We start from the raw sequence: 12,289 nt of genomic DNA on the forward strand, positions 1-12,289 counted from the left end.
GCACGACGACGCCCGCCCCGGTACCCCGGCGGCGGGCGTCGTCGTCCGTGTCAGCCCTTCACCGGGTCGAGCTGGAGGTAGTCGAGGTTCCAGTTCTGGTAGGCGTCCTCGGGCAGGCTGATCCGGACGGTGTGGGTACCCCGGGTCAGGCGCTGCACGACGCCGCTGGGCTGCAGCGCCTGCTTGTTGTGGCTGGTGGTGCTGAGCACGGCGACGCGCTCGCTCTCCGCGCCGCCGTCGAACGACACGGTGTAGGCGCCCGCGGGCGTGTACGGAGACGAGACCCGTGCGGACAGTGCGTAGGTGCCGGTGCGGGGCACGTCGACCTCGTACGTCAGCCACTCGCCGCCGCGCATCCAGGAGACGCGCACGTTGCCGTCGGCGTCGGAGATGTCGACGTCGTCGCCCGGCCGCAAGTCGAGGCCGCCACGGTTGCCGGCGTCGACGTCGTGGTACGCGACGCCCTCCCCGCCGGGCGCGTAGTCCTCTGCCTGGACGCGCACGCTGCCGCGGGGGACCGGGTCGCCCTCGCCCGTGCGGAGCCAGCGCTCGAGGGCCTGGACGTCGTCGGTCTGGATCATGGACGCGCGGTAGGTGGAGACGATCCGTTCCCAGCCGCGGCTCGGGTCGACCAGCGACGCCTCGTCGGTGAGGTGGTCGGCCAGGCCGTTCCACATCGAGTTGACCCACACCCGTGACTCCTTGGCCAGTCGCGCGAGGAACGGCGCCCGCGCGACGGCGTCCTGCTCGGTACCGAACACGACCTCGTATCCAATGGGCTGGTCGTCGCCGAACTCGTCGAAGGACGCGAGGTTGTCGTCGCTGATCATGTGCAGGTACAGGGCGCCGGGGTGGGCGTCGCGGAACTGCTGGACCTCGCTGACCGGGGCGTTCGACTTGAACAGCCCGTTGCGGACCGTGCCCGTGTCGACGAGGACGTCCCAGATCTCCTCCCGCGCCGGCCAGCCCTTGTCGAGGTTGACCAGGCCGCGGTCGGCGGCGAGCCTCATCGCCTCCGCGAGCGTCGGGATGCGTTCGTCGGTGAGGGAGGTCTGCGCGCCGCCGAGGTGTTCCTTCAGCCGCAGCTCGCGGATCTCCGCCAGCGTGAACGACGAGACCTTGCCGGTGCCGTTCGTCGTCCGGTCCACCGTCTCGTCGTGCATGAGCACGGGCACGCCGTCGGACGTGAGGCGCACGTCCAGCTCGACGATCTCCGCGCCGTCGTCGAACGCCGCCTCGATCGCGGGCAGCGAGTTCTCCGGGGCGTCGCGCCACTGGCCGCGGTGCGCAGCGGTGAGGATCTTCGCGTCGTCGGAGTGGTCCAGCAGGTCGCGGTACGCCCGGTCGGCGTCGGTTCGGCCGCCGTGACCCTTGCCGCCGTACGCGAGCGCGGGCGACGACGCGGCGGACGACGTCGCGGCGGTGTCGGCGCCGCCGGTCGAGGTGGCCGCCGTCGTGCCTCCGACCGCCGCGGCGGCGGTGAGCGCGACGGCGAGGGCGGACGTGGTGGTGCGTCGAAGTCGTGGGTTGGCCATGCGCGCGACGCTAGGTGCCCCGGGAAGCCGTGCGGTGGACCGCCCGGCGACGGCAGGATGAAGACTCGGCGAACGAGGTGGCAGCGCGACGATTTCGGGTCTGCCGGTTCGTTGGGTATCCTCGGTGGGCCGGTTCGTCCGGCGAGGTAGCGTGTCCGAGCGGCCTAAGGAGCACGCCTCGAAAGCGTGTGTGGGTGAAAGTCCACCGTGGGTTCAAATCCCACCGCTACCGCCACCCGAAGGGCCCCACCCGCGAGATTCTGCGGCTGTGGGGTCCTTCGTCGTTTCCCGCACTCCCTTTTCACTCCGTTTTCCCCTCCGGGACGCCCGACGTCGACGCCTGGGTGACGAGCTGGTCGATCACCGTCCGCAGGTCCGGGGCGATGTGGGTCCGCTTCACGTAGTGCCGCACCGTAGTGCCGCACCGTCGTGCCCTCGTCGGCGTGGCCGAGCAGGGCAGTCGCATTGGCGATGGTGGTCGAGTTGGCGACCTGGGTAGCGACCGTGCGGCGGAAGTCGTGCGGCGTGACCTTGGTGCCGATGGCGGCCTGGGCGTCGCGGAGCTGGTCGCGGATCCGGCTCGGTGCGCGCGGCGTGGCGTTGGTCGACGGGAACACGAGGTCGTCCGGCCCGCCGTCGAGCCCGAGGTCCAGCGCCTCGGTGATGGCCGCGACGACGAACGCCGGGAGCGTGATGGTGCGCCGCGACGTGTCCGACTTGGGCTTGGACTGCCGCAGCAGCCGGCCCTCCACCCGGACGATGGTGCCGGTCACAGTGAGCGTCGGGATCAGAGCCTCGAGGTCGAGGTCCGCCTCCCGCAGCGCCAGGCACTCACCGATCCGCAGCCCGGTGCCGAGCATCGTGTCCACGATCTGCGGCAGCAGCGTGATGTTCCGCCGACCGCGAGGGAGCGCGGGGCGGTCCTCCCACTCGCGGACGGCCTTGCGCAGCAGGGCGATGTCCTCCAGCCCGAGGGCGCGGATCTCGTCGCGTCGAGGCTTGCGCACCGTCACGGCGTCCCGCACCGGGTTGAACGGCGCGGCCCCGTACCGGACGCACATCATCATGACCTGCGACAGCACGTTGCGGGCCTGCCGGGCGGTGTCGAACTTTCGCGCCGCGCTCAGCGCCATGAGCACCCGGTTCACCGCGACCGGAGTCACCTCCCGCACCCGCAGCGCCCCGAACGCCGGACGGAGGTCCCGCTCCAGCACGCCGAGATACGTCGCGAGCGACTGCGGGGTGATCTGCCCCTCGACCCGCTTCTCTGACACCCACTGGTCGAAGACGACCGTCATCCGGGACTCCGGCGTGATGGCGGAGCCACCGCTCGTCGTGCCGTCCGTGCTCGCACGGTGCAACTTGTCCTCCAAGCGACGCTGCGCAGCGGCACCGGAGGGCCCGCGGGCCTCGTACTTGTGGAGCACGCCAGCAAAGTCGCGGTACAGCGACTGCGCCCGCCAGACGCCGGGGGAGATCTCACGGCGGCGGATCTGCCCCCAGCGTCCCGGCTCGATGGGCTTGCGAGGCATCGGTCAGCCCGCCGCGCGGTCGTCGGTGACGCGGTCGAGCCACGCCTCGACGTCGTCGGGCCGGTAGCGCAGCCGGGCGCCGACGCGGACCACGTTCGGCCCACCGCCACGGCTCGACCACGCGTAGACGCAGTGCAGCGTCACGCCCAGGTACTCCGCCAGCTCCTCCGGCGTCATGAGACGTCGACGGCTGGTAGTCCGGTCCATCGGGTTCACGCTCGTGGTGCTCATGATGCTTCCTCCTACGTCGTCGTGGTGGTGCTGATCAGGGTCGTTCGAGCGGCCCCGCATCCCTAGGCTTGGCGCCGTGGGACTGATCGGGTGGATCGCTGGGCGCCGAGCGGCAGTGCCGGCCGACTGCCCAGAGTGCGGCCATCGCTGGGACGAGCACGCCGGCTCAGGCAACGACAGCGAGGGTGTCTGCGGTGAATGTGCCTACGAGCTGGAGCATGGCTTTCGAAGCGATGCTGCCGAGCTGTGCCGGCGCCCATGGGAGCGGCCGACTCCGGGCACGTGAACGCACGCTGACGCGAATCAGCGCCGCGCAGCTCGCCACTGGGCGTACTCGCGAGCACGGGCGGCAGCGGCGTCGGCGAGAGCCTTGTCGCCGGGGTTGGTCCAGCCGGTGCCGGCGTAGGCCCAGTGCCCGATGACGAGCGTCGTGTCCTCGTCGTCGGCGAGCAGGCGGTTCTCGAGGTCGGCGGTGTCCATCGGGGTTCCGTCGCGGTCGGCGTCGGCCTTGAGCTTCTGGAACCTGGCGCGCGCTCGGCGCAGCCGTCCGAGGGGGATGGAGTACCGCCGGGACTTGGAAGAGAAGTGGCCGCGGAAGCCGAGCATGTGCGCCCACTTCGTCAGCAGCCGGTACGGGCTGTCGGCGCACTGTCCGCACAGGCAGCCGTCGTCGTCCTCGGGGTCCGGGCCGGCGAGCCCACGGCAGGCGGTGCGGGCGCGTTCGGCGAGCCAGCGGCAGGTGCGGACGAGGCGCTGGTGGTGCGGGCGCGAGTCGCCGGCGTCGGTGCCGGTGCTCTTCGTGGAGTACTTGGCGAGGTAGCCGGCCACCTGTTCGGGGCGCAGGTCGTCGGTGCCGTCGTCGTTGTCCGGCACGCCGGAGCGCACGCACCGCACGTCGAGCTGCTTGCCGAAGCGCAACACGCGCGGGACATCGCCGCCGTCGACCGGGGGAGCGGTGACCACGACAGAACGAGCGGCGTCCTTGGCGACCTGCGCCAGGACCTCGCCGTCGAGCGGTGCAGAGGAGCCCGGGCCATCGGGTCCGTCGAGGCGGATGAGGGCGTGGAAGTGCACGAGGCCGCGCAACTGGTACTCGGCGACCTTGGCGAACTGCACCGAAGCGACGTCGCGCAGCGCGGGCTCGGGGACGCCGAGACGGTCGGCGACCTGGCGGCGCAGGCCGATGGTGAAGCGCCGCCACAGCTCGGGGGCGTGCCACTGCCACACGACGGCGGAGTGCCAGTCGTAACAGGCCTCGCACAGCGGCCCGCCCACGAGAGGGTCGGCGTCGGAGTGTTGAGCGGTGCACGAGCGCGGTCGGCCATGCGGGCAGACCCCGGTGCGGTGGGGGCGGCAGCGTCCGCCGCCGTGCTTGCCTCCGGTGCCGTGGACGTGCCCGAACGAGGGCGCGGTGAGGGTAGCGAACACGAGCGGGTTGTCCGCGACGGCGTCGGGGACGGTCTTGCCGCCCAGCAGTCCAGCGCGGATCATCTCGAACGTGTCGCGGGCGTAGACACGGGAGCAGGCGGGGCAGACGGACTCGCGCCGGTTGCCGCACGCCCGGTACAGGGTGCCGAGCGGGGCGTCAGTAGAGCTGAACTGCGACAGCACCTCACCCGTCGCCGCGTCGATCGTCGTCGAGGTGCCCTGCAACCGGATGGGGTGGGAGCAGTAGCCGGTGCGGGCAGCTGCATCGGCGAAGGCGCCCGTCGTGCGGTCGTGCAGGCGGGCCACGATTCCAGCAGCCTGCGCGTCGGTGAGGTCGGCCAGGTCGAGGGGGACTTCGGGGGAGTGCCCCCAGAAGCCCTCAGTCGTCGCCGTGGCCGCGTTCATCAGGCGACCTCGGCATCCCGCTCGATGGTCGACCTGCGAGGGGATCGCTTGCGCGGCGTGCGCGGACGCGGCGTCGTCTCGACGGGCTCGCCTGGAGCCTCCGCGGGGACATCGTCGCCCGCGGGGGAGTCCGCTTCGGCTGGCGTGGGCAGCGGCGGTGCGGGCGGTGCGGGGTAGGTGGCGGCGACCATGCGGATGAAGTCGTCGGCCCAGTAGTCCGCGCGGACGCGCTCGATATGGCCGTCGTCTCCGACGAGGTATCCGGCGCCGGGCATCGTGGTCGCGACGTGGTGGGCGGGCGCGGCGGCCGCCATTCCGTCTCCGAGGACCATGCGCGTCTCGGCCGCCGACGCGAGGCGTAGCGCAATGGTCTGGGTGAACAGATCCCGCATTCCCACGGTCTCCTTGCGGGGGTCCTGCACGAACGCGACGACCATGACCCCGAACGCACGCCCCTGGGTCAGGATCAGCTTGAGCAGGGTCGCGGCCTCGTTGACGACGTCCTTGGAGGCGTAGGCGGTCAGGACGGCGAGCTCGTCGATCATCAGCACGTGGACGGGGTCGCCCGGTGTCGGGGTGAACATGCGCGACAGGCCACGCATGAGGCTCTGCCGGTGGACGATGACGCGGTGCAGGTCGCCGAGGAGTCGGACGGCGTCGGGTTCGTTCATGGCGATGTGGGAGAACATCGGCGCCCCGACGGAGACCTCGACGCCGCCCTTGAGGTCGACGCCCCACAGTTGCACCATCCCGGCGTGCGAGGCCGGGGCGAGGTTCCCGGCGATGCCCCAGAAGATCGACCCCTTCCCCGACCCGGAGCGGCCCACGACCAGGGTGTGCCGAGCCGCGAGGTGCAGGCGCCAGGGCGACCCGTCTGCGGTGCGCCCGAGCGTGACCGCACCGGTCTCGATCACGGACGGGATCACCGGCAACGTCGGCACATGCAGCAGCTCGCGCATCGTGAGCGACAGCTCGAGCCACCCGCCGCCGAGTCTTTGGCTCTCGACGGCTTCGGCGCCGACCGACGTCGCGATGGCCTCGGCCGCGGCGGCGACGTCGTCGACGGTGTGCCCGACGCGGGCCCGGACCCGGAAGGTGAGCGTGTTCCCCGAGGTGCGCGCACGCCGCAGGCGAGGAACCACCCGTGCCCCGTCGTCGGAGTCCGAGGTCGCCAGGCCGCAGCGGTCGGCGATCTTCGGCCAGTGCTTTCGCAGGTGACGACGCCACCCACGGCGGCGGAGCGGCCCGCCCAGCACCGCCTCATACGTGAGGGGGTGTGCGACGGACCAGACCGCGCGCAGCAGGCAGAACGCCGGCACGCACCAGATCACCGAGTAGCCGGCGAGCCTGTGGTCGAGGATCAGGAGGACGTTGCCCAGCACGACGCAGGCCAGCAGCAGCCGCCAGGACCGCAGCGTCCACCAGACCAGGTGCCACACCGCACCGGCGACTGTCCGGGTGACGGCCCACGCCGTGCCGAGCGCGTCCATCACGCCGCCTCCGCCCCATCAGCCGGGCGGTCGTCGAGGTCGTCCCACCACGGCTCGGTCGGAAGGAACGCGCGCACCGGGCGGACCAGCTCGCCCGAGTAGTGCACCGCGAACCGCGGCTCGACCCCGGACATCGAGGACCAGACCGTGAACCCGCGGGCGTGGTCCTCGGGCGGGTACTCGGTCACCTCGCCCAGGGACAGCAGACGGGCCAGGTGCTCAGCGTCCGCCTGGGAGTCGACGTGCACGCTCACGCACGTGCGTCCGAGCGCGAGGTAGCCGACCCAGCCGCTGACCCACTCGACCAGGTCCCCGGCGACCTGCAGCAGCTCCGCGGGAGCGAGCCCGCCCGTGGGCGCGGACATCAGGCCGCGGCCTTCGCCGTGGGCGGCTTCGCGTCTGTGCGGTCCTGCCCGGGAGAGACCATGCCCGACGCCCGGAACGACCAGGACAGGCGCGGGCGCGGCCCGGAGTCGTCGATCCACGGCAGCGCCGTCAGGCCGGTGAACTCCACCGGCGTCCACGGCAGGGGAGAGGTGTTCTTCGGCGGGACCGGCTGGACCTCGGCCGCGAACTTCACGCTGACGCCGATGTCCTTGCGGTTCGCGTCGTCGTCCGCGTCGATGACCGTGCACTGCCACAACGGCAGCCCGGTCTCCTTGTCACGCTGCTGCGGACGCGAACCGTCGGCCCGCTTCTCGCCGTTGAAGTCCGCGACCGGCTCGACGTAGCCGCGCAGGAACGCCCCGTTGGGGAAGACCATCGCGTGGGCGATGGGGAAACGCTTGGCAATCGCCATGGCTTGCTCTCCTTCGATGCGTGCCCGTCCGGGCGACCCCTCCTGATTAGAGGTGGCTCTAATAGGACGGTAGCACCCCGGCTTCGATAGAACCACCCCTAACAGCAGATCGCGCGCCACCAGCGCGGATACCGCTAGCCTTAACGGTCAGGAGGTGGCGACTTGGCCCACGGCTACAAGGAACTCGCGGCGGTACTGCGCGACGGCATCCAGGGCGGGCAGTACCTGCCGGGCATGACGCTGCCCAAGCAGGCCGACTTGGCCGACGAGTACGGCGTCAACATCAAGACCGTCCGCAACGCCGTGGCGCTACTCGAATCAGAGGGGCTGGTCACGCCAGTCCGGCGACGCGGGACGGTTGTGAGGTCACGCCCGCCGATGCGACGCCTCGGCTCCGAGAGGTACGCCAAGAGCAACTGGAAGTTCGGCGACCGGGTCGCGTTCGTCGCCGACCGTGAAGCCAGCGGGCAGACCTGGAAGCCGACCGACCAGACACAGACCGTCGAGCGCACCACCGCACCTGCCCGAGTCGCCGAGGCGCTCGGCATCGAGCCGGGGGACGACGTATACGTCCGCGCCCGCACCGTCCGGCAGGACGGCGAACCCACCCACACGCTCACGAGCTACTACCGGGTGGAGGACGTGCAGGGCACTCCACTCGTCGACCCCACCCCTGGCCCCGCCGGACCTGGTGGAGGCTTCGCTGTGCTCACGCTGCAAGGGCTAGAGCCAGACCATGTCACAGAGACTCTGACCGCGCGCATGCCCACGCCCGACGAAGCTCAGGCACTAGACCTGCCGGCTGGCGAACCTGTGATGATCCTGCACCGCGTTACACGGACGAAGGAGGGACGGGTGGTTGAGTACGCGGAGGGCGTGCACGCCGCGTCACGATTCGCCTGGACCTACTCCTTCGACATGCCCGACTGACGGACGGAGCCTCATGAGCGTGATGGACGACGCCCAGATCCTCTGGGACTACCACCAGATGCACCACGAGCCTCGCAACACCGACATCGCCATCGGGCTCGGGAGCCACGACATCGGCGTCGCCGAGCACACGGCTGAGCTGTGGCACGAGGGCCGCTTCCCGCTGATCGTCTTCAGCGGCGCCAACGCGCCTACGACCGTCGAGGTCTTTCCGCGCGGTGAGGCCGTGCACTACGCGGAGCGCGCCAAGGAACTCGGCGTTCCTGCCGACGCAATCTTGACTGAGACACGCGCTACCAACACCGGCGAAAACTTCACCCTCACGCGTGAGCTGCTGAACGGTCTCGGGATCCATCCGCAGTCAGCCACAATCATCAGCAGGCCGTACCAACAGCGGCGCGCGTACGCGACTGCACGCAAACTCTGGCCTGGGATCGACCTTGTTTGCTCCGCCCGCGACCAGGCGCTTGAGGATTACATAGATTCAATTGGCGACGCAAACCGCGTCATCGACATGCTGGTCGGTGACACGCAGCGCATCTGGGTGTACTCCAGCGCTGGCTATGCGATTCATCAAGATGTGGACGAACTCACGTTCCAAGCATATCGAAGGCTCGTCGACGCGGGTTTCATAGAGCGACTCGTGCAAGAGGGTCGGCTCGGAGAGGGGGCTGTATGATCGAACTCCATAAGAGCTCGCAGCAGTGCAAAGTAAGTAACGAAGACCCCGCCACCATCTAACCGCGTAGGAGCATGCCGATGGTTTCGCCACAGCTCAATCGGGCCCGTGTTCACGGATTGTTCGGATACCTAGACCATGAGATCGAGTTCACCGCGGGCCTCCCTTTCGTGATCCTTTATGGTGCCAATGGTGTTGGCAAGACCACGGTGCTCAAAATGCTCAATGCCGTGTATGAGAACAAGTTCGAGGATCTCATGGAGATTCCATTTGGAGCACTCGAGCTCGAGTTCTCCGATGGTGCCAAAGTCTTCGCAATTGGCCGCTCCTCAGAGCAGGACGGAACGCTAAGCCAGGTTCAGGTTCACATGGTCCGCAGGCCGGGTGAGAAGCCGGTTTTCTGGGAAATGCACCGACGCAGTGCGATGACTCCGCGGCTACGAAAGTGGCTCCAGACGGAAACATCGTGGCGGCCCATCGAGCGACGCCTTTGGCAGGACGTGAGTGACGGCGAGACGCTCACGGAGACCGAACTCGTAGAAATGTTCGGAGATATTGTGGGGCAATCCGACACGGGTGACCGCAACGAGCCGCAACCAAAGGCCCTTGAGCTCTTCCTTAATACGATGTCGTCGCAGTACATCGGGACTGACCGGCTCACCATAGATCGAGGATCTCGTGCGGCTCGAAACCGAACAACCCAGCGGGTGAACTATCACTCACAGGATCTGCGTCGGCAAATCCATCGTGCCGTTACGCGCGAGGCTAACCTCTCCCACGAGCTGGATCGAACATTCCCGATGAGGCTACTTGCGGACTCGGACGAGTTCCTTTCGACCGAAGCCGAAGTCAGGCACAAGTACAACGAGCAGAACAGTCATCGAGCACGACTAAGGCAGATCGGCCTGATTAGCAATATGCCCGAGATGCAGCTCCCGCCTGGAGAGATCGATCCGTGGAAGCTCAAGGCAATGTCGCTTTTCCTTCAAGATGCCGAAAAGCGAATCTCTACATACGACTCGGTACTTCCGCGCTTCTCGCTGTTTCATGAGATGATAAACAGCCGCTTCGTCGGGAAGAAGATCCAGATTACCAGTCGCGGACTTGAGATCGAGATTGAACGGACTGGTCGCCACCTTGAGCCTGCGATGCTCTCTTCAGGCGAGCAGCACGAACTCATTATGACGTACGAACTCATTTTCAAGTCACAGGCGGGTCAGTTGATACTCATCGATGAGCCAGAACTGTCGCTCCATTCTGTCTGGCAACAACATTTCTTTGACGATCTCCAAAGAATCCTGCGACTCACAGGGTCGCGGGCCATGGTCGCAACCCACTCTCCGCAGATCGTGGACCGATGGACGGAGGCAATGGTACCTCTGCATCCGGGGGTCAAGAATGCTTGAGACAGTGACGGGCCAGACTCTCTATAACCAGTTCATAATGGATGGTGAGGTTGACCGTCGGTCATGGATTCTTGTCGAAGGTGATGACGAGTGTCATTTACTCGACGGCCACTTGGACCGAGAGCACTTTCGCACCGTTCCGGCCCACGGGAAGAAGAACGTCGTAAGTGCCATTGGGCACTTTGTCAAGGCGGGTCGGCAGGCCGAGGTTCTCTTTGTGGTCGATTCTGACTTTGATGGCGGCGGCGACGTCTCGGACGCTTCGTTCGTGAGCAGGTCCCGGGCCTATGATCTTGAAGCAGAAATTCTACTGCTTCAACCTGAGATTCCCCGTGCGCTGGTATTAACGCATTGCCGTGTCGAGCGACGGTCTCCAATCGCTGAAGCCGATGTTCTGCGGGTTTTCGAATTGGCGCGGTATCTCGCGTCCATTGCGGGCGCACTTAGGTGGCTTGCCCGTGAAGCCGGCCACGACTTTTCGTGGTCAAAGATCCCCTTCGCGGAGCTGGTCAAGGCAAGTGAGACCGGGGCGGCGATCCAGAGGCTGCGGCTAATGACTCGGCGGAAATACGACGGTGAACTTCCCTCTATTGCGGAAATACGCACGGTTGTGTCGACGCGTGGGCAGTCGGTTTGTAGCGGCCATGACCTCCTGGGTGCACTTGCGGCAATCGTGGGTCGGCGTCGCGGCAGAGCAATGAATACTCGCGACTTTCGATCGGCTTTCCATGCGGCTGTCCACAGGTCGGCGCTAGAGCGAGCCAGTGTCTATGAATCAGCGGAACGGTGGGGTAGGTCTGCGCGGGGCATCTCGCCATGGCGCGAGCTAGAGAGTGGCGAGCCCTCTCGCATTGTTTAAGTGTCCGGACTGCTAACGGGTCCGGCGAGGCGTGTCTTGAAGCGGGACGTGCTTGACACATCTGTGTCAGGACCCGCTTGACACTTCGCCTAGGGAGATGAGGCCCAGCCTGTGCAGCCGCTCGAAGGCTCTCAGGCCGCGCTGTTTCCGGTCCGGCCGCTGGAAAGCTCGCGGTAGTGCTCGAACGCCGCAACGATGGCCGGCTCGCCGCCCCTCAGGCTGCCAACCGCGATGGTCACTGGTGTTCCGACCATGCGCTGATTCGCCCGCGCGAGGCGACGCGTGGAGCGTCGCCGGTTGATGACCGCCTCTGGGTTGGATACCGACACACACAGAAATCGTTGCCCGCTGATCTCCCGGACCGTCCATCCCGTCACGTCAGACCAGGCGACACGCCCTGGAGCGGTGAGACTGCTGGTGTCGTCGAAACCTAATGCGTCGACGCGCAGTCCTGCGGGGCATCGGCGCGCGAAGATCACGAACAATGCCACGATCCCGCCACCGAAGAAGCTCACAGCAAGAGCCGCGACGACTAGCCCCACCGGAGACGGTTGGCCGTCGAGCGAGTCCTTGAATATCAGAACGCCGACCGCGACGAAAGCCAGGCATCCCGCAAACACAGCCATCGTCCGACGGCTGGCGAGGGGAAAGAAGACGGAGTCGGGCACGGCGTGATCGTAGCGGCACCGATGGTTCAGTGGATGCCGCCCAAGAAGCCGCGTAGCTCAGGGGCGCCGGCAGCGCCGAAGTCGACAGCCAGCCCGGCCGCGCCCGCGAACAGCATGAGCCCGCGACCACGGCGGATGTCAAGCAAGTCCCGATACACGAGCGTCAAAAGGTCCCGAGACAGGACAAGGCAACCTTGCCCAGGGCCGTGAGGATTTTCCTTACTGACTCAAGGCGCGGCTTCGCCGCGCACGGACGTGGGGGGGGGGGGGGGGGGGGGGGGGGGGGGGGGGGGGGGGGGGGGGGGGGGGGGGGGGGGGGGGGGGGGG

At 67.8% G+C, this 12,289-nt stretch carries 10 protein-coding genes, 1 tRNA gene and 1 pseudogene; 4 read left to right on the top strand and 8 right to left on the bottom strand.

Going from position 1 to position 12,289, the window contains the following annotated elements; all coding sequences use genetic code 11:
• Positions 1-50: 50 nt before the first annotated feature.
• Complete coding sequence (locus ACQP6G_RS18500) at positions 51-1,535, bottom strand: glycerophosphodiester phosphodiesterase family protein (protein WP_429766503.1); 1,485 nt, start codon at positions 1,533-1,535, stop codon at positions 51-53.
• 145 nt (positions 1,536-1,680) lie between these two features.
• On the opposite strand from ACQP6G_RS18500, the gene ACQP6G_RS18505 reads away from it, so the two are divergent.
• Positions 1,681-1,770: transfer RNA gene (locus tag ACQP6G_RS18505), tRNA-Ser, on the top strand.
• 232 nt (positions 1,771-2,002) lie between these two features.
• On the opposite strand, the pseudogene ACQP6G_RS18510 reads toward ACQP6G_RS18505, so the two are convergent.
• The 6 genes and pseudogenes from ACQP6G_RS18510 to ACQP6G_RS18535 all read right to left on the bottom strand — a co-directional run.
• Positions 2,003-3,067, bottom strand: a pseudogene (locus ACQP6G_RS18510) (site-specific integrase); the annotation flags it as partial.
• A gap of 3 nt (positions 3,068-3,070) precedes the next feature.
• The gene (locus ACQP6G_RS18515) at positions 3,071-3,298 is read right to left on the bottom strand and encodes a helix-turn-helix domain-containing protein (protein ID WP_429766505.1); all 228 of its coding nucleotides are present in this window, start codon (positions 3,296-3,298) and stop codon (positions 3,071-3,073) included.
• Positions 3,299-3,601: 303 nt separating this feature from the next.
• On the bottom strand, positions 3,602-5,131 hold the full coding sequence (locus ACQP6G_RS18520) for a replication initiator (RefSeq protein WP_429766507.1): 1,530 nt from the start codon (positions 5,129-5,131) through the stop codon (positions 3,602-3,604).
• Positions 5,131-6,621 carry an FtsK/SpoIIIE domain-containing protein gene (locus ACQP6G_RS18525; protein WP_429766508.1) on the bottom strand — a complete coding sequence of 497 codons (1,491 nt, stop codon included), beginning with the start codon at positions 6,619-6,621 and terminating at the stop codon, positions 5,131-5,133. The genes ACQP6G_RS18520 and ACQP6G_RS18525 overlap by 1 nt, the downstream gene beginning before the upstream one ends.
• Entirely contained in the window at positions 6,621-6,986 is a 366-nt protein-coding gene (locus ACQP6G_RS18530) for a hypothetical protein (RefSeq protein WP_429766510.1), read from the bottom strand. The genes ACQP6G_RS18525 and ACQP6G_RS18530 overlap by 1 nt, the downstream gene beginning before the upstream one ends.
• Positions 6,986-7,420 carry a plasmid replication, integration and excision activator gene (locus tag ACQP6G_RS18535; RefSeq protein WP_429766512.1) on the bottom strand — a complete coding sequence of 145 codons (435 nt, stop codon included), beginning with the start codon at positions 7,418-7,420 and terminating at the stop codon, positions 6,986-6,988. The genes ACQP6G_RS18530 and ACQP6G_RS18535 overlap by 1 nt, the downstream gene beginning before the upstream one ends.
• A 162-nt stretch (positions 7,421-7,582) precedes the next feature.
• Between ACQP6G_RS18535 and ACQP6G_RS18540 the strand changes: the two genes are divergently transcribed.
• From ACQP6G_RS18540 to ACQP6G_RS18550, 3 genes are all read left to right on the top strand, one after another.
• On the top strand, positions 7,583-8,350 hold the full coding sequence (locus tag ACQP6G_RS18540; RefSeq protein WP_429766513.1) for a GntR family transcriptional regulator: 768 nt from the start codon (positions 7,583-7,585) through the stop codon (positions 8,348-8,350).
• A 22-nt stretch (positions 8,351-8,372) separates the two neighbouring features.
• Complete coding sequence (locus ACQP6G_RS18545; RefSeq protein ID WP_429766819.1) at positions 8,373-9,029, top strand: YdcF family protein; 657 nt, start codon at positions 8,373-8,375, stop codon at positions 9,027-9,029.
• 80 nt (positions 9,030-9,109) lie between these two features.
• Positions 9,110-10,435: an AAA family ATPase gene (locus tag ACQP6G_RS18550; protein WP_429766514.1), complete on the top strand. Its 1,326-nt coding sequence runs from the start codon at positions 9,110-9,112 to the stop codon at positions 10,433-10,435.
• Between the two features lie 990 nt (positions 10,436-11,425).
• Here ACQP6G_RS18550 and ACQP6G_RS18555 read toward each other — a convergent pair.
• Positions 11,426-11,962 (bottom strand): STM3941 family protein, encoded by a 537-nt coding sequence (locus ACQP6G_RS18555; protein ID WP_429766516.1) that lies wholly within the window; start codon positions 11,960-11,962, stop codon positions 11,426-11,428.
• Positions 11,963-12,289: the final 327 nt, after the last annotated feature.

This window comes from Isoptericola nanjingensis (genome assembly GCF_050311635.1).
GTDB classification, from domain to species: Bacteria; Actinomycetota; Actinomycetes; order Actinomycetales; family Cellulomonadaceae; genus Isoptericola; species Isoptericola nanjingensis.

Excerpts from the sequence above, each read along its gene's own strand:
- ACQP6G_RS18500 (WP_429766503.1), bottom strand. The coding sequence starts at position 1,535 with ATGGCCAACCCACGACTTCGACGCACCACCACGTCCGCCCTCGCCGTC.
- ACQP6G_RS18515 (WP_429766505.1), bottom strand. The coding sequence starts at position 3,298 with ATGAGCACCACGAGCGTGAACCCGATGGACCGGACTACCAGCCGTCGA.
- ACQP6G_RS18520 (WP_429766507.1), bottom strand. The coding sequence starts at position 5,131 with ATGAACGCGGCCACGGCGACGACTGAGGGCTTCTGGGGGCACTCCCCC.
- ACQP6G_RS18525 (WP_429766508.1), bottom strand. The coding sequence starts at position 6,621 with ATGGACGCGCTCGGCACGGCGTGGGCCGTCACCCGGACAGTCGCCGGT.
- ACQP6G_RS18530 (WP_429766510.1), bottom strand. The coding sequence starts at position 6,986 with ATGTCCGCGCCCACGGGCGGGCTCGCTCCCGCGGAGCTGCTGCAGGTC.
- ACQP6G_RS18535 (WP_429766512.1), bottom strand. The coding sequence starts at position 7,420 with ATGGCGATTGCCAAGCGTTTCCCCATCGCCCACGCGATGGTCTTCCCC.
- ACQP6G_RS18545 (WP_429766819.1), top strand. The coding sequence starts at position 8,373 with ATGGACGACGCCCAGATCCTCTGGGACTACCACCAGATGCACCACGAG.
- ACQP6G_RS18550 (WP_429766514.1), top strand. The coding sequence starts at position 9,110 with ATGGTTTCGCCACAGCTCAATCGGGCCCGTGTTCACGGATTGTTCGGA.